18 protein-coding genes and 1 pseudogene are annotated in these 24344 nt (G+C 63.0%); 7 read left to right on the forward strand and 12 right to left on the reverse strand.

Annotation, left to right across the window (positions count from 1 at the left end):
* Positions 1–98: 98 nt before the first annotated feature.
* Both BTO02_RS19335 and BTO02_RS19340 read left to right on the forward strand, forming a co-directional pair.
* Positions 99–3737: an indolepyruvate ferredoxin oxidoreductase family protein gene (locus BTO02_RS19335; protein ID WP_075158375.1), complete on the forward strand. Its 3639-nt coding sequence runs from the start codon at positions 99–101 to the stop codon at positions 3735–3737.
* Between the two features lie 165 nt (positions 3738–3902).
* Entirely contained in the window at positions 3903–4403 is a 501-nt protein-coding gene (locus tag BTO02_RS19340; protein ID WP_075158376.1) for a DUF4188 domain-containing protein, read from the forward strand.
* Positions 4404–4550: 147 nt separating this feature from the next.
* Here BTO02_RS19340 and BTO02_RS19345 read toward each other — a convergent pair whose 3' ends face one another.
* Both BTO02_RS19345 and BTO02_RS19350 read right to left on the reverse strand, forming a co-directional pair.
* Entirely contained in the window at positions 4551–6851 is a 2301-nt protein-coding gene (locus tag BTO02_RS19345) for an NADP-dependent malic enzyme (RefSeq protein ID WP_075158377.1), read from the reverse strand.
* Between the two features lie 251 nt (positions 6852–7102).
* On the reverse strand, positions 7103–8338 hold the full coding sequence (locus BTO02_RS19350; RefSeq protein ID WP_075158378.1) for an MFS transporter: 1236 nt from the start codon (positions 8336–8338) through the stop codon (positions 7103–7105).
* 361 nt (positions 8339–8699) lie between these two features.
* Between BTO02_RS19350 and BTO02_RS19355 the strand changes: the two genes are divergently transcribed.
* Positions 8700–9386 (forward strand): orotate phosphoribosyltransferase, encoded by a 687-nt coding sequence (locus BTO02_RS19355; protein WP_075158379.1) that lies wholly within the window; start codon positions 8700–8702, stop codon positions 9384–9386.
* A gap of 138 nt (positions 9387–9524) precedes the next feature.
* On the opposite strand, the gene BTO02_RS19360 is transcribed toward BTO02_RS19355, so the two are convergent.
* Entirely contained in the window at positions 9525–10256 is a 732-nt protein-coding gene (locus tag BTO02_RS19360; RefSeq protein WP_075158380.1) for a response regulator, read from the reverse strand.
* A 306-nt stretch (positions 10257–10562) separates the two neighbouring features.
* On the opposite strand from BTO02_RS19360, the gene BTO02_RS19365 reads away from it, so the two are divergent.
* Together BTO02_RS19365 and argC are read left to right on the forward strand one after the other, a co-directional pair.
* Positions 10563–11210, forward strand: a complete 648-nt coding sequence (locus tag BTO02_RS19365; RefSeq protein ID WP_075158381.1) for a YbhB/YbcL family Raf kinase inhibitor-like protein — start codon at positions 10563–10565, stop codon at positions 11208–11210.
* Between the two features lie 158 nt (positions 11211–11368).
* Positions 11369–12316: an N-acetyl-gamma-glutamyl-phosphate reductase gene (gene argC, locus BTO02_RS19370; RefSeq protein ID WP_075158382.1), complete on the forward strand. Its 948-nt coding sequence runs from the start codon at positions 11369–11371 to the stop codon at positions 12314–12316.
* A gap of 469 nt (positions 12317–12785) precedes the next feature.
* Here the strand turns inward: argC and BTO02_RS19375 are convergent, their stop codons facing one another.
* Positions 12786–13655 carry an NAD(P)-dependent oxidoreductase gene (locus tag BTO02_RS19375; protein ID WP_075158383.1) on the reverse strand — a complete coding sequence of 290 codons (870 nt, stop codon included), beginning with the start codon at positions 13653–13655 and terminating at the stop codon, positions 12786–12788.
* A 117-nt stretch (positions 13656–13772) separates the two neighbouring features.
* Between BTO02_RS19375 and BTO02_RS19380 the strand changes: the two genes are divergently transcribed.
* Together BTO02_RS19380 and BTO02_RS19385 are read left to right on the forward strand one after the other, a co-directional pair.
* The gene (locus tag BTO02_RS19380) at positions 13773–14522 is read left to right on the forward strand and encodes a Mut7-C RNAse domain-containing protein (protein WP_075159017.1); all 750 of its coding nucleotides are present in this window, start codon (positions 13773–13775) and stop codon (positions 14520–14522) included.
* Between the two features lie 67 nt (positions 14523–14589).
* Positions 14590–15567 (forward strand): DMT family transporter, encoded by a 978-nt coding sequence (locus BTO02_RS19385; protein WP_075158384.1) that lies wholly within the window; start codon positions 14590–14592, stop codon positions 15565–15567.
* Between the two features lie 66 nt (positions 15568–15633).
* On the opposite strand, the pseudogene BTO02_RS19390 reads toward BTO02_RS19385, so the two are convergent.
* From BTO02_RS19390 to BTO02_RS19420, 8 genes and pseudogenes are all read right to left on the reverse strand, one after another.
* A pseudogene (locus BTO02_RS19390) lies at positions 15634–15895 on the reverse strand (hypothetical protein).
* Positions 15892–16089 (reverse strand): hypothetical protein, encoded by a 198-nt coding sequence (locus BTO02_RS34380; protein WP_156883857.1) that lies wholly within the window; start codon positions 16087–16089, stop codon positions 15892–15894. Before BTO02_RS34380 ends, BTO02_RS19390 begins: the two are co-directional and overlap by 4 nt.
* 402 nt (positions 16090–16491) lie before the next feature.
* Complete coding sequence (gene zigA / locus BTO02_RS19395; protein WP_075158385.1) at positions 16492–17685, reverse strand: zinc metallochaperone GTPase ZigA; 1194 nt, start codon at positions 17683–17685, stop codon at positions 16492–16494.
* A gap of 321 nt (positions 17686–18006) precedes the next feature.
* Complete coding sequence (locus tag BTO02_RS19400; protein ID WP_075158386.1) at positions 18007–18909, reverse strand: aspartyl/asparaginyl beta-hydroxylase domain-containing protein; 903 nt, start codon at positions 18907–18909, stop codon at positions 18007–18009.
* 354 nt (positions 18910–19263) lie between these two features.
* On the reverse strand, positions 19264–20901 hold the full coding sequence (locus BTO02_RS19405) for a gamma-glutamyltransferase family protein (RefSeq protein ID WP_075158387.1): 1638 nt from the start codon (positions 20899–20901) through the stop codon (positions 19264–19266).
* Between the two features lie 71 nt (positions 20902–20972).
* Complete coding sequence (locus tag BTO02_RS19410) at positions 20973–21890, reverse strand: ABC transporter permease (protein WP_083615180.1); 918 nt, start codon at positions 21888–21890, stop codon at positions 20973–20975.
* The gene (locus tag BTO02_RS19415) at positions 21890–22834 is read right to left on the reverse strand and encodes an ABC transporter permease (protein WP_075158388.1); all 945 of its coding nucleotides are present in this window, start codon (positions 22832–22834) and stop codon (positions 21890–21892) included. Before BTO02_RS19415 ends, BTO02_RS19410 begins: the two co-directional genes overlap by 1 nt.
* Before the next feature lie 5 nt (positions 22835–22839).
* Complete coding sequence (locus tag BTO02_RS19420) at positions 22840–24339, reverse strand: ABC transporter substrate-binding protein (protein WP_075158389.1); 1500 nt, start codon at positions 24337–24339, stop codon at positions 22840–22842.
* Between the last annotated feature and the right edge of the window lie 5 nt (positions 24340–24344).

Genomic DNA, 24344 nt, shown 5'->3' on the forward strand with positions numbered 1-24344 from the left:
TGGCGGCCAGGCCATGACGGCCGCGCCAACGCATTCACGAGATGCCGAGGCGCCATGCAGTTTTTGGTGATCCCAAAGTCGCTGGAGGAGTGCACACAATGAATGCCCCACTGGACGCAGGTCAGCGAGCCTCGCTCGAAGCCGCGTTAACGTCGGTCACGCTCGACGACAAATACACACTCGAACGCGGTCGCGCGTATATGAGCGGCATCCAGGCGCTCGTGCGGCTGCCGATGCTGCAGCAGGAGCGCGACAAGGCTGCCGGGCTCGACACGGCCGGCTTTATCTCCGGCTATCGCGGCTCGCCGCTCGGCGGCCTCGACCTCTCGCTGTGGAAGGCGAAAAAGCACCTCGCGGCGCATCAGATCGTATTTCAACCGGGCGTCAACGAAGACCTCGCCGCCACGGCGGTCTGGGGCTCGCAACAGGTCAACCTGTACCCGAGCGCGAAACACGACGGCGTGTTTTCGATGTGGTACGGCAAAGGTCCCGGCGTCGACCGTTCGGCCGACGTCTTCAAGCACGGCAACTCGGCCGGCTCGTCGCGCCATGGCGGCGTGCTGGTGCTGGCGGGCGACGACCACGCGGCCAAATCGTCGACGCTCGCGCATCAGTCCGAGCACATCTTCAAGGCTTGCGGGCTGCCCGTGCTGTTCCCGTCGAACGTGCAGGAATATCTCGACTTCGGCCTGCACGGCTGGGCGATGAGCCGCTATTCGGGTCTCTGGGTCGCGATGAAGTGCGTGACCGACGTCGTCGAATCGTCGGCCTCGGTCGACATCGATCCGCACCGCACGCAGATCATTCTGCCGACCGACTTCGCGATGCCCGAAGGCGGACTCAATATCCGCTGGCCCGATCCGCCGCTCGTGCAGGAAGCGCGGCTGCTCGACTACAAGTGGTACGCCGGTCTTGCCTACGTACGCGCGAACAGACTCGATCGCATCGAGATCGACTCGCCGCATGCACGCTTCGGCATTATCACCGGCGGCAAGGCGTATCTCGACGTGCGCCAGGCGCTGTGCGATCTGGGTCTCGACGATGAAACCTGCGCACGCATCGGCATCCGGCTCTATAAGGTCGGCTGCGTCTGGCCGCTCGAAGCGCAAGGCGCACATGCGTTCGCGCGCGGCCTCGAAGAGATTCTCGTCGTCGAGGAGAAGCGCCAGATTCTCGAATACGCGATCAAGGAAGAGCTGTACAACTGGCCCGATGCGCAGCGTCCGCGCGTGTTCGGCAAATTCGACGAGAAGGACGGCGCCGGCGGCGAATGGTCGGTGCCGATGGGCAACTGGCTGCTGCCCGCGCATTACGAGTTATCGCCGGCAATCATCGCGAAGGCAATTTCCACGCGACTCGACAAGTTCGATCTGCCGTCCGATGTACGCGCGCGCATTGCGGCCCGCATCGCCGTGATCGACGCGAAGGAAAAAGCGCTCGCGCGGCCGCGCGTCGAAGTCGAGCGCAAGCCGTGGTTCTGCTCGGGCTGCCCGCACAACACGTCGACGAATGTGCCCGAGGGTTCGCGCGCAATGGCCGGCATCGGCTGTCACTACATGACCGTGTGGATGGACCGCAGCACCAGCACGTTCAGCCAGATGGGCGGCGAAGGCGTCGCGTGGATCGGCCAGGCGCCGTTCACGAACGACAAGCACGTGTTCGCGAATCTCGGCGACGGCACCTACTTCCACTCGGGGCTGATCGCGATTCGCGCGGCGATCGCGTCGAAGGCGAACATCACGTACAAGATTCTGTACAACGATGCGGTGGCGATGACGGGCGGCCAGCCTGTCGACGGCACGCTGACGGTGCCGCAAATCACGCATCAGCTCGCCGCCGAAGGCGCGAAGCGCATCGTGATCGTTACCGACGAGCCCGACAAGTACACGCCGAACGTCGGCCTCGCGCCCGGCATCGCCGTGCATCATCGCGATCAGCTCGACGACGTGCAGCGCGAGCTGCGCGAGATCGAAGGCACGACGATCCTGATCTACGACCAGACCTGCGCGACCGAGAAGCGCCGCCGCCGCAAACGCGGCGCGTATCCGGACCCGGCGAAGCGCGTCGTGATCAACGAAGCCGTGTGCGAGGGCTGCGGCGACTGCTCGGTGCAGTCGAACTGTCTATCGGTCGAGCCGCTCGAGACCGAATACGGCACGAAGCGGCAGATCAACCAGTCGACCTGCAACAAGGACTATTCCTGCCTGAAGGGCTTTTGCCCGAGCTTCGTCACCGTCGAAGGCGGTCAATTGCGCAAGCCTGCCGCAACCGGCGTCGCAGCCGATACGATGCCGCCGGTTCCGGAGCCTGACGTGCCCGCCATCGCCCAGCCGTACGGCGTGCTCATCACGGGTGTCGGCGGTACCGGCGTCGTCACGATCGGCGCCTTGCTCGGCATGGCTGCGCACCTCGAAAGCAAGGGCGTAACGGTGCTCGATGTGACGGGCCTCGCGCAAAAAGGCGGCGCGGTGATGAGCCACGTGCAGATCGCGAACCGGCCCGACGATATCCACGCGACGCGTATCGCAATGGGCGAAGCAGACCTCGTGATCGGCTGCGACGCGATCGTGACCGCCAGCGACGAGTGCGTATCGCGCATGCAAAACGGCCGCACGCATGTCGTCCTCAATAGCGCACCGACGCCGACCGCCGCATTCATCAAGAACCCGAACTGGAGCTTCCCCGGTGCCAGCACCGACGCCGATGTGCGCGCGGCGGCCGGCAGCGACAACGTGTCGGCCGTCGACGCGAACCGTTTCGCAGTGTCGCTGCTCGGCGATGCGATCTATACGAACCCGTTCGTGCTCGGTTACGCGTGGCAGCGCGGCTGGGTGCCGCTGACGCACGAGTCGCTGCGCCGTGCGATCGAGCTGAACGCGGTGCAGGTCGAAAAGAATCTCGCCGCGTTCGAATGGGGCCGGCGCGCCGCGCACGATCTCGCCGCGGTGCGCGCGCTGGCGGGATTGCAGGGCCGCGCGCCCGACACCGATACGGCCGGCAGCAAGATCGTGTCGCTGCATACGCCGAAGGCGCTCGACACGTTGATCGACAAGCGCGTCAAGTATCTGGCCGCGTATCAGAACGACGCTTATGCGGCGCGCTACAAGAAGCTTGTCGACGCAGTGCGCGCGGTCGAGACGGCGCTCGATGCGTCGCATATGTCGCATACGTCAGATACGCAGCTTGCGCTGACCGAGGCCGTCGCGAAGAATCTGCACAAGCTGATGGCATACAAAGACGAGTACGAGGTCGCACGCCTCTATACAGACCCGGTGTTTATCGAGAAGCTGAAGGCGAACTTCGAAGGCGACTGGAAGCTCAAATTTCATCTCGCGCCGCCCGCGCTTTCGAAGAAGGACGCGCACGGTCATCTCGTGAAAAAGCAGTTCGGTCCGTGGATGCTCGGCGCGATGCGCGTGCTCGCGAACATGCGCTTCCTGCGCGGCACGGCGTTCGATCTATTCGGCAAAACGGAAGAGCGCCGCACCGAACGCGCGTTGATCGTCGAGTACGAGGCGCTCGTGCGCGAACTGATCGCCGGTCTCAATCAGAGCGCGTCGGCTCCCATCCCGGCAGAACGGCGTGCGCTCGCGATCGAACTCGCCAACCTGCCCGATGGCATCCGCGGCTATGGGCACGTAAAGGAAAACAACCTCAAAGGCGTGCGGTCCAAATGGTCGCAGTTGCTCGCGAAATGGCGTGCCCCCGCGGGAGGCTGGACCCGGCACGTGGCCTGACCGATGCATCGCCGCCGTGCGTGTTGCGACGGCGGCGAACATCACATGCCTCGCGCGCGGACCGGAGCCCGGTTCGTTCAGTTTGTGCTTTTTGCGCCATTCCGCCTGGTCGCATCGCGAACACCGGTAACGTCGGTTTATCGCAAAGCCCACGGAGCGACAAACATGAACGACACGCTGCGTCAACCGACGCTCCATCAGCAACGAATGTCCGCAGAAATGCCGGACAGCTTCGTCGTCTTTCTGATCGGCCTGCGCTTCAAGCGGCTTTGGAAAGTGCATAAATGGCTGCCGCCGGTCCTCGCGATGAACCGCATGCTGAAGGAACTGAGCGAGAAGCCTGAACTGGGTCTACTGTCGTTCGAAAGCTTTTACGGCCGTACGACGCTGCTGCTCCAATACTGGGAGTCAAAGGAAAAACTGCTCGACTACGCGATCAATGCATTCGCGGAACACATCCCGGCGTGGAAAGCGTTCAATCGCGCCGGCGACACAAGCAGTGAATTCGGCATATGGCATGAGACGTATCTGGTCACGCCCGGTCACTACGAAGCGATCTACGTCAACATGCCGCCGTTCGGTTTGGGCAAGGCGGGGAAACTACATCCTGCGCACGGCAAGCGCGCCACCGCGAAAGACAGGTTCGACATCGGTCACGGTGTCTGAGTCGACTCGAGCGACGGCCTGACCGCAAGCCGGCCGCTCGACACAAAAAAGGGCGCCTCGATCCGTTCGAGACGCCCTTTTCGATTTGCGAGGCACACGTCGGCGGCCTATACCGCAGAGTGCCGACGCAGCCCCCGCGCGCGCCGCCTACTTCGCGGCCGCAGCGGCCGCCACCTGCCGCACCGCGACGTTCGCCGAGGCCACCGCCGTCATGTTGATAATGCGCCGCACCGTGGCAGCCGGCGTCAGGATATGGACCTGCTTCTCGGCGCCAAGCAGGAACGGCCCGACCGTCACGCCATCGCCGCCGATCATCTTCAGCAGGTTATACGTGATGTTCGCCGCTTCGACGTTCGGCATGATCAGCAGGTTCGCTTCGCCCGCGAGCGTCGTGCCGGGGAATGCCGCCTTGCGCACCGCCTCGGAGAGCGCCGCGTCGCCGTGCATTTCGCCGTCGATTTCGAGGTTCGGCGCACGCGCCGATATCAGCTTGCGCGCCGCCGCCATGCGCTGCGACGACGACGAAGGCGAACTGCCGAAGTTCGAGCTCGACAGCAGCGCCACCTTCGGCGCGATGCCGAACTTCTCGATCTCGCTTGCCGCCAGCAGCGTCATGTCGGCGAGCTCTTCCGCGCTCGGGCATTCATTGACATACGTGTCGCAGATAAACAGATTGCGGCCCGGCAGCATCAGCAGGTTCATTGCCGCGAAGTTGCGCACGTTCTCGGCCTTGCCGAGCACCTGGTCGATAAACTTCAGATGCGTGTGGTACTGGTCGATCATCCCGCAGATCATCCCGTCCGCATCGCCGAGGCGCACGAGAATCGCACCGATCAGCGTATTGAACTTGCGCATCGCGGCCTTCGCGACTTCGGGCGTCACCCCCTCGCGCGCGCCGATCTCGTGATATTCCTGCCAGCACTTCTGGTAGCGCGGGTCGTCTTCCGGATTGACGATTTCGAAGTCTTCGCCGCACTTCAGCTTCGAGCCCATCTTCTTGAGCCGCATTTCGACGACCGCCGGACGCCCGATGATGATCGGCCGCGCGATCTTCTCGAGCAGCACGAACTGCGCGGCGCGCAGCACACGCTCGTCCTCGCCTTCCGCGAACACGATACGCGCCGCCGCCTGCGACTTCGCGGCGGCAAACACCGGTCGCATCACGAGGCCCGTGCGATAGACGGTCGCGCCGAGTTCTTCGCGATACGCGTCCATATCCTTGATCGGACGCGTGGCGACGCCCGACTCCATCGCAGCCTGCGCGACGGCCGGCGCGATCTTGATGATGAGACGCGGATCGAACGGCTTAGGAATCAGATAGTCGGGACCGAACTCGAGCGAGTGCCCCTCGTACGCCTTCGCGACTTCGTCGCCCTGGTCCGTTTCTTCGGCCAGTTCGGCGATCGCGCGCACGCATGCGAGCTTCATTTCCTCGGTGATCGTCGTCGCGCCGACGTCGAGCGCGCCGCGGAAGATGAACGGGAAGCACAGCACATTGTTCACCTGATTCGGATAGTCCGAGCGCCCCGTCGCGACGATGCAGTCGGGCCGCACCTTCTTCGCTTCTTCCGGGCGGATCTCGGGCTCCGGGTTCGCGAGTGCGAGAATCAGCGGCTGCGTGCCCATGTCCTTCACCATTTCCGGCTTCAGCACGCCGGCGCTCGAGCAGCCGAGGAACACGTCCGCGCCCTTGATCGCATCGGCGAGCGTGCGCGCATCGGTATGCGCGGCATAGCGCGCCTTCGACGGATCGAGATTGTCACGGCCTTCGTAGATCACGCCCTTCGAGTCGGTGACGAGAATGTTCTGTTTCGCGAGCCCGAGGTTCACGAGCAGATCGAGACACGCGATCGCCGCGGCGCCCGCGCCCGAGCACACGAGCTTCACGCTCGCGAGATCCTTGCCGACCACCTTCAGACCATTGAGGATCGCCGCCGACGCAATGATCGCCGTGCCGTGCTGATCGTCGTGGAAAACCGGAATCTTCATGCGCTCGCGCAGCTTCTTCTCGATGTAGAAGCATTCGGGCGCCTTGATGTCTTCGAGGTTGATGCCGCCCAAGGTCGGCTCGAGCATCGCGATCGCCTCGACGAGCTTGTCGGGATCGGATTCGTCGAGCTCGATATCGAACACGTCGATGCCGGCGAATTTCTTGAACAGACACCCCTTGCCTTCCATCACCGGCTTGGCGGCGAGCGGCCCGATATTGCCGAGACCGAGCACCGCGGTGCCGTTCGTGACGACGCCGACCAGATTGCCGCGCGACGTGTACTTCTGCGCATCGAGCGGCTCGCCGTGAATGGCCATGCACGCGGCCGCGACACCGGGCGAATACGCGAGCGACAGATCGAGCTGGTTCGACAGCGGCTTGGTCGGCGTAACCGAAATCTTGCCTGGGCGGGGATTCTGGTGATATGCGAGAGCGCTTTGCTTCAGTTGTTCGTCCATGTTTTGACCTGCGAGACGTTAGGAATTCGAACCCGTTCGCTCAGATTCAGGCAACCGGCAGCGGGCGTGAAGAGAGGGGCGGTGCGAGCGTGATCCGGCCAGTCGCGAGCGATTCAGGGTCGGCTAGTGTACCGCTTACGAATGAAGACCCGGCACGAACCGGTGGGCCAACAGCAGATAGGATCGCGAAAGACCGTGCCGCTTGTCACGCTGCAATGCGATACGGACGCAGCCGATCGCGTCCGGCACTGTCATTCAAGCGCGGCGCCGCGGCGCTCGGGGATCAGCAGCAAGGTCGCGACGATGTCGAGCAGATAGATCGACGCCAGCAGTGCAAGCGCCGCGCCGAACGAGTAACGCGCCGCGAGCGAGCCGACGGCGACCGGCCCGAATCCGCCGACCGCGCGGCCGAAATTGAAGAGCACGTTTTGTGCGGTCGCGCGCGCGTCGGTCGGATAGAGCTCCGAAATCAGTGCGCCATAGCCGCCGATCATGCCGTTGACGAACAGGCCCATCACCGCGCCGCCGACGAGCAGCGCTAACGGCGTGCCGAGGTGCGCGTAGACGAACACCATCAGCACCGCGCCCGCCTGATAGAACAGAAACGCCGGCCTGCGCCCGAAGCGGTCCGCGGCGACGCCGAACAGCCAGATGCCGGCGGCCATGCCGAGCACCGTCACCGCGGTCCACAAACCTGAGCGCGTCAGCGAATAGCCGAACGTTTTCGTCAGATAGGTGGGCAGCCAGATCATGAGGCCGTAATAACCGAAGTTCTGCACCGAACAGAGAATCGCGACACCGATGCTCGTGCGTATTGCATGAGCGTCGGCGACGAGCAGCTTGAGCGGCGGCTTGCGCATGCCGCGCGCGGCACGTTCGCTGAAAAGCGCCGGTTCTTCGACACGCCGCCGCACGAAAAACGACAGGACCGCCGGCAGCAGCCCAATGGCGAACATGCCGCGCCAGCCGACGAGAGGCAACAGAAGCGGCGTGAGCAACGCAGCCGCGAGCACGCCGGTTTGCCAGCCAAGCCCGACATACGACGACACGCGCGCACGCTGCGCGGCGGGCCACGCTTCGGCGACCAGTGTCATGCCGATGCCGAATTCGCCGCCGAGTCCGATGCCGGCAATCGTCCGGTACACGAGCAGGTCCGCATAACCCTGCGCGAGCGCGCACAGGCCGGTGAATACGGCGAACAGCAGGATCGTCCACGTGAGCATCCGCACGCGGCCGAAGTAGTCGCTCAACACGCCGAAGATCAAACCGCCCGCGACCGCGCCGATCAGCGTCCACGTGACGAGCGCGCCCGCCTGCGCCGACGACAGATGCAACTCCGCCGCAATGGCCGGCAACATGAAACCGAGGATCAGCAGGTCGAAGCCGTCCATCGCGTAGCCGAGCGCGGACGCGATCAGCGCTCGCGCGGGGTAGCCGGGGCGGGCGCCGGAACCGGAGCCGGCAGTGTCGGAAGGGGCAAGATTCATTGGGGCGTGGGTAAGACGTGTTGGTGCGCCGTTCGCGAAAGCCGCGTGAGTGTAATAGCCATGCGGGCACGCCACAAGCGTGGACAAAAACGTCTGCACTGGCCGCCTCGACAGGGCCACGGGCGCCCGCAGGTCTCGTCGACCGGGTCCGAATCGGGTAAAATCGCGGGCTACGCGCATCAGCCCGGACCGCTGCAGTTTCGCCGCAGTTTCGCCGCAGTTTCGCCGCAGTTTCGCTGCAGTTCGGCCCGCAGAGGCTTCGCAGTCATCGCGACGCGTGTAAGCACCACGCCGTCCCTCCCGCTTGGTTACGTCACAATTTACGTGCGCGCGTAGCGTGCACCACACCGAAGGACCGCCCATGACAGGCTTCGATCGCCAGACGATCTCCGACACGACCGCCCGAATGCTGCTCGAAGTTCAGGCCGTGCATTTCAACGCCGAGAAACCCTATATCTTCACGTCCGGCTGGGCGAGCCCGGTGTACATCGACTGCCGCAAGCTGATTTCGTATCCGCGCCTGCGCCGCGGCCTGATGGAAATGGCTGAATCGACCATTTTGCGCGACGTCGGCTACGAGCAGATCGATGCGGTGGCGGGCGGCGAAACCGCCGGTATTCCGTTCGCCGCGTGGATCGCGGATCGCCTGATGGTGCCGATGCAATACGTGCGCAAAAAGCCGAAAGGCTTTGGCCGCAACGCGCAGATCGAAGGCTTGCTCACCGAAGGCCAACGTGTCCTGCTCGTCGAAGACCTGACCACGGACAGCCGCAGCAAGCTCAACTTCATCAATGCGCTGCGCACCGCGGGCGCGACGGTGAACCACTGCTTCGTCGTGTTCCACTACAACATCTTCAAGGAAAGCGTGTCGGTGCTCAAAGACATCGACGTCGATCTGCACGCGCTCGCAACGTGGTGGGATGTGCTGCGCGTCGCGAAAAACGCCGGCTACTTCGAATCGAAGACGCTCGACGAAGTCGAAAAGTTCTTGCATGCGCCGGCTGAGTGGTCGGCCGCGCATGGCGGGGCGACAGCGGCACCGCAGTAAGTCGGCACGGTTAGCCGATGCACTAGATCGAATTTCGCCGCACGAGGCGAAAGAAAAGCCGCACATCGTCGTCACACGATGTGCGGCTTTTTTGCTTTGCTAACTCGCTGTCGCCGACGCGGCACGCGTCGATCACCGTCACGGTTCGTCGGCCGCTCCCGCTGCGCCCGCCTCGCCTGGCTTGCCCGCCTCGCTCGCCTCGCCGGGTGCAAACGACGACAGATTCATCAAGCCGTTGCTCTGCGCATACTGGAACAACTCCGAGTCGCGCTCGAGACCGAGCTTGCGCATCGCCGTGTTTTTCTGCGTGCTGATCGTCTTAATGCTGCGACTGAGCTGCTCAGAAATTTCCTTAATCGTCATGCCCGACACAAAGAGCCGAACGACCTCGAGTTCGCGTTTCGACAGAATCACTTCATCGTTTTTGCCACCCGCGTTCATGCGCAATGTTTCCAATGCTGCTTTCACGGACGGGCTCATATATTCGATATTGCGCCCCACGTGCTGAACCGCGAGGCCGATATGACTGAGGTCGTCGGCCTTGTTGACGACCGAGATCACGCCGAGCTCGGAAAGGCGTTTCAATAACGCCGCATTTTCGAGCATGGTTAGTACGACGATCGGCAAGTCCGGAAAATTGCGCCGCAAGTAGCCGATCAGCGGCAAACCATCGCCGTATTGACCGCCCGGCATGGCGAGATCCGTCACAAGCACGTCGCACGGAACGGTCTGCAGCACTTTCACGAGTTCTGTCGATTGACGCGCACGCGCCACGACCTGAATGCCCGGGAATTTGAGCAACGCCTGCTCGGCGCCAAACAAAATCACCGGATGGTCGTCGGCCACGACGACCTTGATTGGATTTTGCATCGCGCTCCCTTCGCCTGATAACCCACGCTCCGAAACTTCCGTCATGCAACTATTCTTTAGTTCTAAATTTCTCGGGCCTGCCGTTACCCGCCAGCAGCGGGTGTCCGACTATAGCCGATTTCACCCGTCGCGGGCCGTCTCTATCAGGAACAACAGCGACAAAGAACAGCTACGTACAGACGTAATGTTAGACTCGATTCGGCTTCGCGGTACAAAACAGGGACAATATCATCGTGGTCACATGGCACCGGGGTAAGCGCTGCAGCCGTCCGCTCCATTGGGCCCGTCGCACAGGAGAATCGGCACATGCGTATGCGTTGCTCGAACGTTCGCCTTTCTGCGTTTCGGTTCTTTGCAAACTTTCACGCATTTTCGTTTGCTGACTTGTTAATGGCCGTTGCGGCAAGTCTCGCGCCAACCGTCATCTCGTCCACTGCGTACGCACAAGCGGCACAAGTCGCACAGCCCGCGCTTGCGTTCACCGTTTCGAGCATGAGCGTCAAAGCCGGCGGCACGGTCGGCCAGGCACAAGTCTTCAACCAGGACGATTGCAAGGGCGGCAATCGATCGCCGCAATTGTCGTGGCGCGATGCGCCGGCCGGCACGCGCGGCTTCGCCATCACGATGTTTGACATCGATGCACCCGGCCGCGGCTGGTGGCATTGGGCCGTCGTCGGGATTCCGGCCAACGTCGACCGCTTGCCGGAAAACGCGAGCGCGTCCGGTTACCTCAACAAGATCGGCGCGGTCGAAGCGCGCAACGACTTCGACGTCGACGGCTATGGCGGACCATGCCCGCCGCCGGGCAAGCCGCATCGCTATGTGATCACCGTCTACGCGCTCGATACGGCCGACCTGCGCTTCGGACCGGGCCGCCCGGCGCTGATGTTCGACCACGAGATCAACACGGCGACGATCGGCTTCGCCCGCATGACCGTCACGTACGGCCGTTGATGACAGCCGCGTGAACGCGACCGGCATGCGCGACGTTTGCTTACACGTTTTTCCCGACGCGCCACGCACACGGCGCCATCCGGTCTTAAAATGTCGGTCCGGCGCCGCCACACCGCAACAGTTTTCAAGGCGCTCCGGTTCACCCAAGCGAGATCGAGATGAGCACGAAAGTTTTTGTCGACGGACAGGAAGGCACGACCGGCCTGAAAATCTTCGAATATCTGTCGCAACGCGGCGACGTCGACGTGATGCGCATCGATGAAGCGAAGCGCAAGGACCTCGACGAGCGCCGCCGCCTCATCAACGCGTCGGACGTCACGTTTCTGTGCCTGCCCGATGTCGCATCGCGCGAATCGGCGTCGCTCGTCGACAACGACCGTACGGTGCTGATCGACGCGAGCACCGCGTTTCGCACGCACGCCGACTGGGCGTATGGCCTGCCCGAACTGGCGCGTGCGCAGCGCGAGCGCGTACGCCACGCGAAGCGCATTGCGGTGCCCGGCTGCCACGCATCGGCCTTCGTGCTCGCGATGCGGCCGCTCGTCGAGGCCGGCGTCGTCGCGCCGGACCTCGCCGTACACAGCTATTCGCTAACCGGCTATAGCGGCGGCGGCAAGAAGATGATTGCCGAGTACGAAGCGGGCGGTAACGCAAAGCTCGACAGCCCCCGTCCGTACGCGCTCGGTCTCGCGCATAAGCATCTGCCGGAAATGGCCGCGCATACGGGCCTGACATCGCCGCCGGTGTTCACGCCGATCGTCGGCAGCTTCTATAAGGGGCTCGCGGTCACGAGCTACTTTTCGCCGTCGCAGCTGGCCAAGCGCGTGACGCCGCAAGACGTGCAGGCGCTGTTTTCCGAGTACTACCAGGGGGAAGCGTTCGTGCGCGTCGCGCCGTTCAACGCCGACGACAACCTCGACAGCGGCTTTTTCGACGTCCAGGCGAACAACGACACGAATCGCGTCGATCTGTTCGTGTTCGGCAACGACGAGCGTTTTGTCACGGTCGCGCGTCTCGATAATCTCGGCAAGGGTGCGTCGGGCGCGGCGATTCAATGCATGAACCTCGCGATCGGGGCCGATGAGGGAGCCGGGTTGAAACCTTGAGCGCGTGATTCGCACAAGCCGGACGCGTCGCGCATCGGCTTGTCTGACTCGGGCAGCAAAGGGAATGGATGGATGCGAAGGCTGGCGATAAAACGCCAGCCTTTTTCTTTTCTGGCATTCGCGCATAGCGGCGCTTTTCCGGCCCAGTGGACCGGCTTACACCCGGAAATTGGCGAAAAGCAGGCAAAAAAAAGCCCGCCATGGTGGCGGGCTGAATCCATATCAGAGGAGACATGGAGGAGACAGGAATCACTATAGCAAAAGCTTTGGTGCGACGCAACAACCCATGCAAACGATTGCTTTTCCGTTGCAGATCAGCCACAGAAGTCGTACAGCTCCGTTTCACGCGGCTCGCATGCGGCGCTTTTTGTGCTCTGCGTCATGCGCTAATCATCGTTCGCATACGACGCAGATACGACGCAGAGCCACAGCGATTCGCAACCGCGAGGCGCACGCACCTCGACGCCTCCTACCGTCCCGCCCGGCGCGCAGCGACCTGCCCGAGCACCGCAAAGTCCTTTTCGCCGTCGCCATGCGCCATCGCTTCGATCAGGCTGTCGCGCACGACGCTCGCGATCGGCAACGGCGCATTCACCGATTCGGCCGCGGCAAGCGCGAGCCGCACGTCCTTCATGCCGAGGCGCGCCTTGAAGAGCGCGGGCTCATAGCGCTGCTCGGCGATCATCTTGCCGTAGCCCTGATACACGACGCCCTGAAACAGATTGCTCGTGATCACGTCGAGAAAATCCTGCATCCCGACGCCGTGGCCGGCCAGCATCGCCGACGCCTCGCCGAGCGACTCGATGGCCGATCCGATCAGAAAGTTCGTCGCAAGCTTCATCACATTCGCCTGCTGCGCGAGCGAACCGATGCGCCACGTCTTCTGGCCGACCGCATCGAGCACCGGCTGCACGCGATCGATCGCTTCGGCCGGACCGGCCGCGACGATCGTCAGCTTGCCGGCTGCGGCAACGTCCGGCCGCCCCATCACGGGCGCCGCGACGTAATTGAGGCCGCGTTGTGCATGCTCGTGCGCGAGTTCGCCGGCGAGCGTGACCGAGATCGTCGCCATGTTCACGTGGATCTGCCCGCGCGGCGCCTGTTCGAGCACACCTGCGTTGATCACTTCGCGCACCGCCGCGTCGTCGGCGAGCATCGAGAACACGGCGTCGCCCGTGAAGGCCTCCGCGACCGAACCGACGACTTGCGCACCCGCTTGCGCGAGGCGTTGCGCACGCTCGGGCGAGCGGTTCCAGACACGAACCTGGTGCCCGGCTTTCAGAATGTTTTCGACCATCGCGGCGCCCATCTCGCCGAGACCGATAAAACCGATGTCCATCTGTGGCTCCTCTTCGACAGAACCGGAAGTAAAGCACAAGCCAACGACCTGTGCAGATTCGTTTCGAAATTCGACGATGGCCTGACGGCGGCGCCGGGGCAAATGCGATACTGGCGCATGGTCACCGCGATTTTCCGCTTCTACGAGGAGCTCAACGACTTTCTGGCCCGGCCCCTGCGGCGGCAGTCGTTCAGCTGCGCCTGCGCACGCGATGCGACCGCGAAACACATGATCGAAGCACTCGGCGTGCCGCATACCGAAGTCGAGCTCATTCTGGTGAACGGAGAATCGGTCGGTTTCGATCATCCGTTGAAAGAAGGCGACCGCGTCGCCGTCTACCCGAAATTCGAAGCACTCGATATCCGGCCGCTATTGCGCGTACGCGAGCAGCCGCTGCGTGTGGTGCGCTTTATCGCCGACGCGCATCTGGGCGGTCTCGCGCAACTGCTGCGTCTCGCAGGCTTCGATACGCTTTACGACAACCACTACGAGGACGCGCGCATCGAGGCGCTCGCGCTCGATGAAAGCCGCATCGTCCTCACGCGCGACCGCGAACTGCTCAAGCGCCGCACGATCACGCACGGCTGCTATGTGCGCGCGCTCAAGCCCGAAGCGCAGCTCCGCGAAATCTTCAGACGCCTCGACCTCAACGGCAGCGCGCAACCGTTCCGTCTGTGCCTCACCTGCAATGCGCCGCTGCGCCGCATTTCAAAAGACGAAGCGGCGGGCCGCGCGCCCGATGGCGTGCTCGAGCGGCATTCGCAATTCGTCACCTGCGACGTGTGCCGGCGCGTGTTCTGGGAAGGCTCCCACTGGCAGCGGATGCGCGCGCTGATGGATAGCGTGACGCACAGCACGACGACGTAAAGCGCGCGCGATTTTGCCGTTGCGCGGTCCGTTATCATGTTCGACTTGAACGTGAGAATCCGTCCGCTTGAAAACCACAACTCGACAACACCTGCGCGCGAACCTGCTGATGCTCGTTGCCGCGATGATCTGGGGCTCCGCCTTCGTGGCGCAACGCCTAAGCCTCGACACGATCGGGCCGTTTCTATTCACCGGATTGCGCTTTCTGCTTGGCGCCTGCGTGGTGCTGGTGCTGCTCGCATGCCTGCGGCCGTGGTCGGCCGCCGCGAAGCCGCTCATCGAGGAACGCTTGCACACGCCGGCGCCAACGCCACGACCATTGCCCGCACGATTGCCGCTAGTCCGCTTCACGCTGCTACGCGACGGTACGTGGCTCGGCCTGCTGCTCGCCGTGGCCATTTCGCTGCAGCAAATCGGTTTGCAATACACGAAGGTCGCGAATGCCGGTTTTATCAGTTCGTTATACGTCGTGATCGTGCCGCTAATGGGCGTCGTGCTGCGCCATCAGACGGCGCTCGGCACCTGGCTTGGCGCCGCGCTCGCAGCAGCCGGCATGTATTTCCTCAGCGTCGACGAGCACTTTTCGATGCTGTACGGCGACGGGTACCAGCTCGCCGGCGCGCTCGTGATTTCCGCGCAGGTCGTGCTCGTCGGACGCTTCGCGCGGCGACACGATCCGCTCGTGCTCGCGCTCGTGCAGTTCGTTGCGTGCGGTGTGGTTTGCAGCGCGATTGCGCTTGCGTACGAGCCGGTTCGCGCCGCCGACATCGTGCGCGCGGCGCCGACCATTTTGTATGGCGGCGCGCTGTCGGTCGGCGTTGCGTACACGATTCAGGTGGTCGCCCAGAAACACGCGGCGCCCGCGCACGCGGCCGTCATCTTTAGCATGGAAGGCGTGTTCGCGGCGCTCGCCGGCTGGCTCGTGCTCGGCGAGACGCTGACGGCGCGCGCGGTGTTCGGATGCGTGCTGATGTTGATCGGGCTGATCGTCTGCCAGGTGATGCCGATATGGCATGCGCGCAGGCAATCTGCGTCGGTGGGATAGGCGTCGCACACTGCGGTACTTGCGCCGCTCACCGCATTACTCACCGCATTACGTGGGTTACTCGGGCTACGCAGCCTCGACAGCAACCTGCTCGCTGCTTCGCTTCGCCCTGTCGACCGTCGGCGGAAACACGCACCAGCACCCGTCGTCATGCCTGAAAAAGAACAGTGCACGCAGCCCATCCACCGACCGCGCCTCAACCCTGCACGTAACGCGTCCCGTCGTTGCGCGTGCGGCCGAAGTGCGTGACGTGCAGCGGCGTCGCCGCGAGCGGTGCGAGCCACTTCTCGACCAGCAGGCGTAGCGACCGATCGCCCGCGGCTTTCACGACGTTCTCCAGCTCGGCTTGTCGCGCGCCTCTTCGCGAGCGGTTTCGCGGCTCTCGCGTTCTTCCTCTTCCGCTTCGATCTCCGCGAGTTCCATCTCGCGAATCACCGCAGCCGCGCGCAAAGCCCTGCAGTTGGCTGAACGACGGATATCGGAAAGCACCCTCACCATCTGTCGCGTTGTTCTGCGTTTCATAGCACACCCCCGCACTGCACAAGAGACTTGATAAAGCACTTTAACTTTATGCCTGATCACGCGTCGCTGTATTGTTTTTGACGAAATAGCAACAGTCGAATTTCAATAATCGATCTTGTGTCCTGGCGCCTTCACTGTGCGCGCGTCAAACGTCGCGGGTCTGTGCGCTGACGACCGCAAGCGCTGTAGAAGTTCAGACGAGAAACCGAACCGCTGGCGCAGGATATGCAGTGCGCGGCGGGACTTGCCGCGCATGCGATGGAAGGAGGCGACGGAGGGAGAGTTCGCTGCTTCGTTGCGTGTCGTATCGGTTGTCCGCGCAACCAACCGTTCGCGTTCGAACGCGGAATCGCCCGGATTTCACGTTCGATTTCGCATCGAAGCCTGCACACGTAGCAACTGCTACTGCGGCACCGCCCACGAAGGAAACGGATCGTCGAACCGCAGCCATTCCTTTGCGCCGAGTGCGAGTTCGTCATCGTCGAGCAAACACGCATCGAATGCGGCGCGCAACGTCGCCTCATTCATCCCCGTGCCAATCAGCACGAGTTCCTGCTGACGGTCGCCATAGGGCGGCTCCGAGCGACGCTGAATGATTTCCAACGCTTCGGGGCTTTGCGGCCACGACGCTTTCGGCACCGCCGCCCACCATGTGCCCGCGCGATGGTGACGTGAAATCGCGCCCGCCTGCGACCATTCGCCGACCAGATCGTGACGCGAGGCGAGCCAGAAATAGCCTTTCGAGCGCACGACTCCGGGCCACTCCTGCTGGATCCAGTCGAAGAATCGCTGCGGATGAAACGGACGACGCGCGCGATAGACGAAGCTCACGATCCCATACTGCTCGCTCTCCGGAATATGCTCTCCGCGCATTTCCTTGAGCCAGCCCGCCGCTTGCGCAGCCGCTTCGAAATCGAAGAGCCCGGTGTTCAGAACGCGATCGACCGGCACGCGCCCGAAGCTGCTTTCGACGATCTGTGCGCGACCATTGAGCGCGCGCAGCACCCCCTTGAGCCGCTCGAGCTCGCTCGCACTGACCCTATCCGTTTTGTTCAGCACGATCACGTCGCAGAATTCGACCTGCTCGGTCAACAGATCGACGACCGTGCGTCGATCCTCATCGCCCATCGTCTCGCCGCGCTCGGCAAGGAAATCGTGCGAACCGTAGTCGCGCGCGAAGTGATATGCGTCGACGACGGTGACCATCGTGTCGAGCTGCGCGATATCGGAAAGACTGCGGCCTTCCTGATCGCGAAACGTGAACGTCTCGGCGACCGGCAGCGGCTCCGAAATACCTGTCGACTCGATCAGCAGGTAATCGAAGCGCTGCTCCCTCGCAAGACGCTGGATCTCGACGAGCAGATCTTCGCGCAAGGTGCAGCAGATACAGCCATTGCTCATCTCGACCAGCTTCTCGTCGACATGAGACAACTGACTGCCGTCGCGCACGAGTTGCGCGTCGATATTGACTTCGGACATGTCGTTGACGATAACGGCAACGCGCTTGCCCTCGCGGTTGTTCAGAACGTGATTGAGCAGCGTGGTTTTGCCGGCACCGAGAAAGCCGGACAAGACGGTTACGGGAAGCTTGGTCATGGATCGCTCGTGCAAAGAGTGCGTTAAGAGTGCGTTAAGGGTGCGCTAACCGGGCACGGCCGGGATATCGATCCGTCAATGTTATAATATAACAATCGTTGGGCGCAAAACTTTGCAGCGAAAAACCGACTCTGCACAAACGCGCCGCTGCCGCGAAGACTTCACAAAGCAAAAAAGGCAATCGCGCAGCGTCGGCTGCACCATTGCCTTTCCATACGTTTTGCTTCTCTTGACGCGTCTAATCTAACGCATGCACTTTGACGCGCCGCGTTTTATCGCCGGCTTCCATCCGTTGCGCAAGCGTCGACAGCCGCAAAGCGTTCACATCAGATAAAACACGCCGGCAATGATCGAGCCGAACAGCGTCCATTTGACGAAATAGTACGTGGGCCGATGCCACGCCTTGATCTTCTTGCCCACGCGCCGGATTGCGTAGACGTACTTGAACATGCGGTTCAGCACACCGGTGCGGTCGCCGACCTCGTTCGGCGACGAGGCCGCGCGCATCAGCGTATTCGACACGAGCCGGTTGATTGCCGACGCCCAGCGAAAACGCATCGGCCGCTCGATGTCGCAAAAGAGCACGATGCGCGACACATTCGTATCGTTCTTCGCGTAGTGGATATACGTTTCGTCGAAGATCACCTCCTCGCCGTCGCGCCAGTAGTACTGCTGGCCGTCGACGTCGATATAGCACTTCGGGTCCGCCGGCGTGACGAGCCCAAGGTGATAGCGCACGGACCCCGCGTACGGATCGCGATGCCGCACGAGGCTCGCGCCCGGCGGCAATTGCGCGAACATCGCGGCCTTCACCGACGGAATGCTCTGCAGCAGCTTTGTCGTGTACGGGCACAGCGACTCGGCCGACGGATGCGGCGCGTCGTACCACTTCAGATAAAAACGACGCCAGCCGGTCTTGAAGAACGAGTTGAAACCGATATCGGTGTAATCGGCCGCGGCCGCGATTTTCTGCTCGGCATCGACCGCGAGCGCCTCATCGCGAATCCGCTGCCAGTTCGCGCGCAGCGGCGCGAGTTCGGGAAACGACGACGAGGCGATATACGGCCCCGGCTTGATCGACGAAAGCAGATAACACCAGATATTGATCGGTGCGAGAAAGGTCGAATGATCGGACAACTGCCGCCAGAATTTAAAGCGCTGCGTTCCGCGGTTGAATACGTATGCGGCACTCGAAAGGAACCATGCCAGAACGATCCAGCGCATGATAGCTCCGGTAAATTCTTCTTAATGAAATTGTCAAAAAGTTTAGCGCCGATGCGTAGTGGATGCATGCATGTTGGCTAACCCTTTGACGCATAAGGCGTGCCCAAACCCGGCACAGGCGTGCCGCTGCGGATGCGCGTGGAATGCGATGGACCGGGACGAAGCGATCGACGTCAACGCGAAGCGGCGTGGCGGTCGCGAGAGGGTCGCTCGATGGTTGCGTGAGCAACAGGACGAATTACAGGACGAACAACAGGACGAACGGGAGGGGAAAAGATACGCGGGCAGGCAATCCAGCGCCTGCCCGGCAGGTGAAGCATTCAGGCATGGGCCGCGGCACGAGGCCGCGTGTAATCAGAATCCGGCTGCCAGTCCGTCGCGGCGGCTGTCGCTCGCCGCGACATAGCCGCGGTCCGGATCGTTGCGATCGAGCCTCCAGATGTACTGGCCCGAGCCGAAGTCCATATACGGATCGACGAACGACTTGATCTGGTGACCGCGTTCCTCGAGCCCGCGCACGCACTGCGCATCGAGCGTCGACTCGACGTCGATCGTGAAGTCGCGGTTGACCTTCCAGCGCGGCGCATCGCACGCGGCCTGCGGCTGCTGGCCGTAGTCGAGCATACGCACGATCGACTGCAGATGGCCTTGCGGCTGCATATCGCCGCCCATCACGCCGAAGCTCATTACCGCTTCGTCGCGGCCATTCACTTCCTGCGTGAGGAACGCCGGGATGATCGTGTGGAACGGCCGCTTGCCGCCTTCCACGACGTTCGGCGACTTCTTGTCCATCGAAAAACCGCAGCCGCGGTTCTGCATCGAGATGCCGTAGCCCGGCACGACGATGCCCGAGCCGAAGCCCATATAGTTCGACTGGATGAAGCTGACCATCATGCCGTTTTCGTCGGCCGCCGACATATAGATCGTGCCGCCCGACTTCGGCATGCCGAAATCGAAATGCGTCGCGCGCTTCGGGTCGATCAGCTTCGCGCGCGACTTCAGGTACGCGTCGTCGAGCATCTGCTCGGGCGTCACGTCCATCGAGCGCGGGTCCGCCACATAGCGATAGACATCGGCGAATGCAAGCTTCATCGCTTCGATCTGCAAGTGCTGCGATTCGACGTTGTCGACAGTCAGCGACTTCACGTCGAACTGCTCGAGAATACCGAGCGCGATCAGCGCCGCGATGCCCTGGCCGTTCGGCGGAATCTCGTGCACCTTATGACCACGATATTCCTTCGAGATCGGCTCGACCCAGTCCGCGCGGTAGTTGCGCAGGTCGGCCGCCGTCATCGCGCCGCCGTGCTCGCGCGCGAACGCCTCGATGCGCTCGGCGATCTCGCCTTCGTAAAAGACGCGCGGACCTTTCTCGGCAAGCAGACGCAGCGTCTTCGCATGCCCCGGATAACGGATCAGCTCGCTCACTTCCGGCGCGCGGCCGTGCGGCATGAAGGTTTGCGCATAGCCGGGCACGTCCTTGAGTTCCGGCACCGCGGCCGCCCATTTGTGCGCCACGACGCTCGCCACCGCATGACCGCGCTCGCATACCTCGATGGCCGGTTCCATCAGATCGCCGAACGGCAGTTTGCCGAACTTCTTGTGCAGCGCTTCCCAGCCTGCGATCACGCCCGGCACCGTAACCGAATCCCAGCCGCGTTTCGGTTGGATCGCAATGCCGTTTTCTTCGCCGTACTTGCCCTTGAAGTAGTCGACGTTCCACGCGGCGGGCGCCGTACCCGATGCATTGAGGCCATGCAGCTTGTTGCCGTCCCAGACGAGCGCGAACGCATCGCCGCCGAGTCCGCACGACACGGGCTCCACCGCAGTCAGCATCGCGGCTGCGGCGATCGCCGCATCGACCGCATTGCCGCCTTTCCACAGCATCCGCAGGCCGGCCTGCGCGGCCAGCGGATGCGACGTCGAAACGATGTTGCGCGCGAACACAGGCAGGCGCTGCGTCGGATAGGGGTTTTGCCAGTTGAAACGTGTCATGTGAAACTCAAACGGATGAAGTGTTGAAAGAAGCGAGCCGGGCAGCGACTGAAATGCTCACGCCGTGCACGCTACGATTCGCGTGGATCGAGCGCGTCGCGCAAACCATCGCCGAGCAGATTGAAACCTAGCACAGCGAGGAAAATCGCGACGCCGGGAAAGACGGACATCCACGGCGCCTGGCTCACGAAATCCTTCGCGGTGTTCAGCATCGAACCCCACGACGGCGCCGGCGGCAATTGCCCGAGCCCGAGAAACGACAGGCTCGCTTCGGCGATGATCGCGGTGGCGATCGTGAGGCTCGCCTGCACGATGATCGGCGGCAGCACATTCGGCAGGATATAGCGCACGATGATCCGCACGTGACCGAGACCGATGGCGCGCGCGCCTTCGACATATTCCTCCGCCTTCACCGCGAGCGCCTGGCCGCGCGTCAGACGCACGAAGCGCGGCATCGCCGATATGCCGATCGCCGCCATCGCATTCGTGAGGCTCGGGCCGAGAAACGCGGCGAGCGCGATCGCGAGAATCAGAAACGGAATCGACAGCAGCGCATCGGCAACACGCGAAATCACGCCGTCGACGAGCTTGCCGAAGTAACCGGCCAGCAAGCCGAGCGGCAAACCGATCACGACCGCGATACACACCGAAACAACGCCGGCAAGCAACGACGCACGCGCGCCATAGAGCAGCCGCGCGAACACATCGCGGCCGAGCTCGTCGGTGCCGAACCAGTGCGCGGCCGACGGCGGCTGACGCACGGTGAGGAAGCTCGCCTGCACCGGGTCGTAATGCGACAGCCACGGCGCGAATAGCGCCATGACCACGACCAGCAGCACAAGCACCGCGCCGAACACGGCGGCGCGATTGCGCATGAACTTCGTGAGGCCGCGGCGCTTGCGGCGCGGTAGCGTATCGGAAGCACCCGCGGCGACACCGGCCGCGGCAGCGGACGAAGGCGCACGCACGGGAGACGCGGGAGTAGCCATCAGCTGCGCCTCATACGAGGATTGAGCACGATATAAAGCACATCGGCAAACAGGTTCACGACGATAAACGACAGCGCGGTGACGAGCACGACACCTTGCACGACCGCATAGTCGCGATTGAACACGGCATCGACAATCAGCTTGCCGAAGCCCGGAATCGTAAACACCTGCTCGGTCAGCACGGCGCCCGCGAGCAGTTCGCCGAACAGCAGCGCGAGCACGGTGACGATCGGAATCAGCGCATTGCGAAAGCCATGCTTGACGACGACGGCCAGACGCAACAGCCCCTTCGCACGCGCGGTGCGGATGTAATCGGTGCGCAGCACGGACAGCATCGCGCTGCGCGTATGCCGCATCAGTTGCGCGCCGAGCGCGGCGCCGAGCACGAAAGCGGGCATCAGCATGGTTTTCATGCTGAGCCAGAAGTCTTCGCCGGGCGGCACATAGCCCGACGACGGCAGCAAATGCCAGCGCACCGACACGAGAAAAATCAGCATGATGCCGAGCCAGAAATTCGGAATCGACATGCCCGACAGCGCAAGAATATTCGCGCCGTAATCGAGCGGCCCGCCACGGCTCGACGCGGAAATCACACCGGCCGGAATGCCGATGCCGATCGCGAAGATCATCGCCATCACCGCAAGCTGGATCGTCACGGGCAGCTTCTGCGCGATCAGCGACGTGACCGGCACGTCGGTGCGCAGCGACGCGCCGAGATTGCCGTGCAGCACGTCCTTGACCCACAGCACGTACTGCGTCGGCACCGGCTCGTCGAGGTGATACTTGGCGCGCAGCGACGCGATCAGCTGCGGGTCCTGATCTTCGCCGGCCATCGCCATCACCGGGTCGCCGGGCAACAGCTTCTGCAGGCCGAAGATCAGCATCGACACGAGAATCAGTGTCGGCACCGCGACGAGCAGGCGATTGGCGATGATCCTGAGCATGGCGTCTAGCCCTTGATGCTGACGCCGCGCAAGCGAATCAGCCCGTCCGGATAGGGCGTGAAGCCCTGCACTTTCTTCGACAGCACATACGGCCACGGCTGTATGTAGATGTAGACGTTCGGGTCTTCGTCGGCCAGCACCTTCGCAGCCGCGTCGTACTGCGCCTTGCGGTCCGCGACGGTCAGCTTCACGCGCGCGGCGTCGAGCAGCTTGTCCACTTCCGCATTGCAGTACTTGCCGTAGTTGAGGTTGCCCGCACACGTATTGAACTGATGCAGGTTGCCGTCCGGATCGACGCGGCCCGACCAGCCGAGGTACATCGCCTCGAAGTCGCCGCTATGCGCTGCGCTCAGTTGCGCGGCGTAGTCGGTCGGCCGCAGCTTCAGGTTGAAGCCGGCTTCGCCGACCATCGCCTGCAGCATCTGCACGATCTGGCTCGACACCGTGTTGTTCGGATACGTGAACTCGATGTCGACATGTTCGTGGCCGGCCGCCTTCAGCAGCGCCTTCGCCTTCGCGACGTCGCGATGCGGCGCGGGCAGAGCGGCGTCGAAGTACGGGCTCGATCTGGGCAGCGCCTGGTTCGCCGGCGTGAAGATGCCGGCGCCGATCACCTGGTTGATCGCATCGCGATCGATCGACAGATCGAATGCTTCGCGCACGCGCTTGTCGCGCAGCACGGGGTTGCTGCGCGAGCCGTTGTTGATGTTGAACGTGACGTAATAGTAGCCAAGGCCCGGCGTGGTCACGAGCTTCAGGTTCGCGTCGCTCTTGACTGCATTCACGTCCGACGGCGCAACGCGCTCGAGCATATCGAGCGAGCCCGAGCGCAGGTTCGCGAGACGCACGGTCGCATCGGGAATCGGCAGGAACGTGATGCGCTGGATCGGATACTTCGCAGCATCCCAGTAGCCGTCGAATTTCTCGAGTACGACACGATCGTTCTGCACGCGCTGCACGAACTTGTACGGGCCCGAGCAGACCGGATGCGTCGCGACGCCGGCCGCGTCCGCGAACGTCTTCGGCGACAGCATCATGCCGGCGCGATCCGACAGCGTGGCGAGCAGCGCGGCATCCGGCTGCTTGAGCACGAAGGCGACCGTATTGGCGTCGATCGCATCGACATGGTCGATCGACGCGAGTTCGCTCTTGCGATTGCTCGTCGGCAACGTCATGTCGCGCTCGATATTCGCCTTCACGGCCGCCGCGTTGAACGGCTCGCCGTCCTGGAACTTCACGCCCTGCCGCAGTTTGAACGTGACCGTCTTGCCGTCGGCACTCGTGGTCCACGACGTCGCGAGCATGGGCACGATCTTCAGGTCCGGCGTGATATCGACGAGCGAATTGCACAGCGACGCGAACACGATGCGGTCGACGAACTGCACGCTGCGCGCAGGGTCGAGCGTACCGATGTCGTCCTGCAGGCCGATCCGGATCTGGCTCGTCTGCGCCATCGCGGCGGATGCGCTGAGCGCGAGCGCCGCGGCCATCAAGATTCTACGCATGCGGT

Source organism: Paraburkholderia sp. SOS3 (assembly GCF_001922345.1).
Classification (GTDB): domain Bacteria; phylum Pseudomonadota; class Gammaproteobacteria; order Burkholderiales; family Burkholderiaceae; genus Paraburkholderia.

What these genes read in the sequence shown, in the direction of transcription:
- BTO02_RS19335 (WP_075158375.1), top strand. Translation starts at nt 99, where the DNA reads ATGAATGCCCCACTGGACGCAGGTCAGCGAGCCTCGCTCGAAGCCGCG.
- BTO02_RS19340 (WP_075158376.1), top strand. Translation starts at nt 3,903, where the DNA reads ATGAACGACACGCTGCGTCAACCGACGCTCCATCAGCAACGAATGTCC.
- BTO02_RS19345 (WP_075158377.1), bottom strand. Translation starts at nt 6,851, where the DNA reads ATGGACGAACAACTGAAGCAAAGCGCTCTCGCATATCACCAGAATCCC.
- BTO02_RS19350 (WP_075158378.1), bottom strand. Translation starts at nt 8,338, where the DNA reads ATGAATCTTGCCCCTTCCGACACTGCCGGCTCCGGTTCCGGCGCCCGC.
- BTO02_RS19355 (WP_075158379.1), top strand. Translation starts at nt 8,700, where the DNA reads ATGACAGGCTTCGATCGCCAGACGATCTCCGACACGACCGCCCGAATG.
- BTO02_RS19360 (WP_075158380.1), bottom strand. Translation starts at nt 10,256, where the DNA reads ATGCAAAATCCAATCAAGGTCGTCGTGGCCGACGACCATCCGGTGATT.
- BTO02_RS19365 (WP_075158381.1), top strand. Translation starts at nt 10,563, where the DNA reads ATGCGTATGCGTTGCTCGAACGTTCGCCTTTCTGCGTTTCGGTTCTTT.
- argC (WP_075158382.1), top strand. Translation starts at nt 11,369, where the DNA reads ATGAGCACGAAAGTTTTTGTCGACGGACAGGAAGGCACGACCGGCCTG.
- BTO02_RS19375 (WP_075158383.1), bottom strand. Translation starts at nt 13,655, where the DNA reads ATGGACATCGGTTTTATCGGTCTCGGCGAGATGGGCGCCGCGATGGTC.
- BTO02_RS19380 (WP_075159017.1), top strand. Translation starts at nt 13,773, where the DNA reads ATGGTCACCGCGATTTTCCGCTTCTACGAGGAGCTCAACGACTTTCTG.
- BTO02_RS34380 (WP_156883857.1), bottom strand. Translation starts at nt 16,089, where the DNA reads ATGAAACGCAGAACAACGCGACAGATGGTGAGGGTGCTTTCCGATATC.
- zigA (WP_075158385.1), bottom strand. Translation starts at nt 17,685, where the DNA reads ATGACCAAGCTTCCCGTAACCGTCTTGTCCGGCTTTCTCGGTGCCGGC.
- BTO02_RS19400 (WP_075158386.1), bottom strand. Translation starts at nt 18,909, where the DNA reads ATGCGCTGGATCGTTCTGGCATGGTTCCTTTCGAGTGCCGCATACGTA.
- BTO02_RS19405 (WP_075158387.1), bottom strand. Translation starts at nt 20,901, where the DNA reads ATGACACGTTTCAACTGGCAAAACCCCTATCCGACGCAGCGCCTGCCT.
- BTO02_RS19410 (WP_083615180.1), bottom strand. Translation starts at nt 21,890, where the DNA reads ATGGCTACTCCCGCGTCTCCCGTGCGTGCGCCTTCGTCCGCTGCCGCG.
- BTO02_RS19415 (WP_075158388.1), bottom strand. Translation starts at nt 22,834, where the DNA reads ATGCTCAGGATCATCGCCAATCGCCTGCTCGTCGCGGTGCCGACACTG.
- BTO02_RS19420 (WP_075158389.1), bottom strand. Translation starts at nt 24,339, where the DNA reads ATGCGTAGAATCTTGATGGCCGCGGCGCTCGCGCTCAGCGCATCCGCC.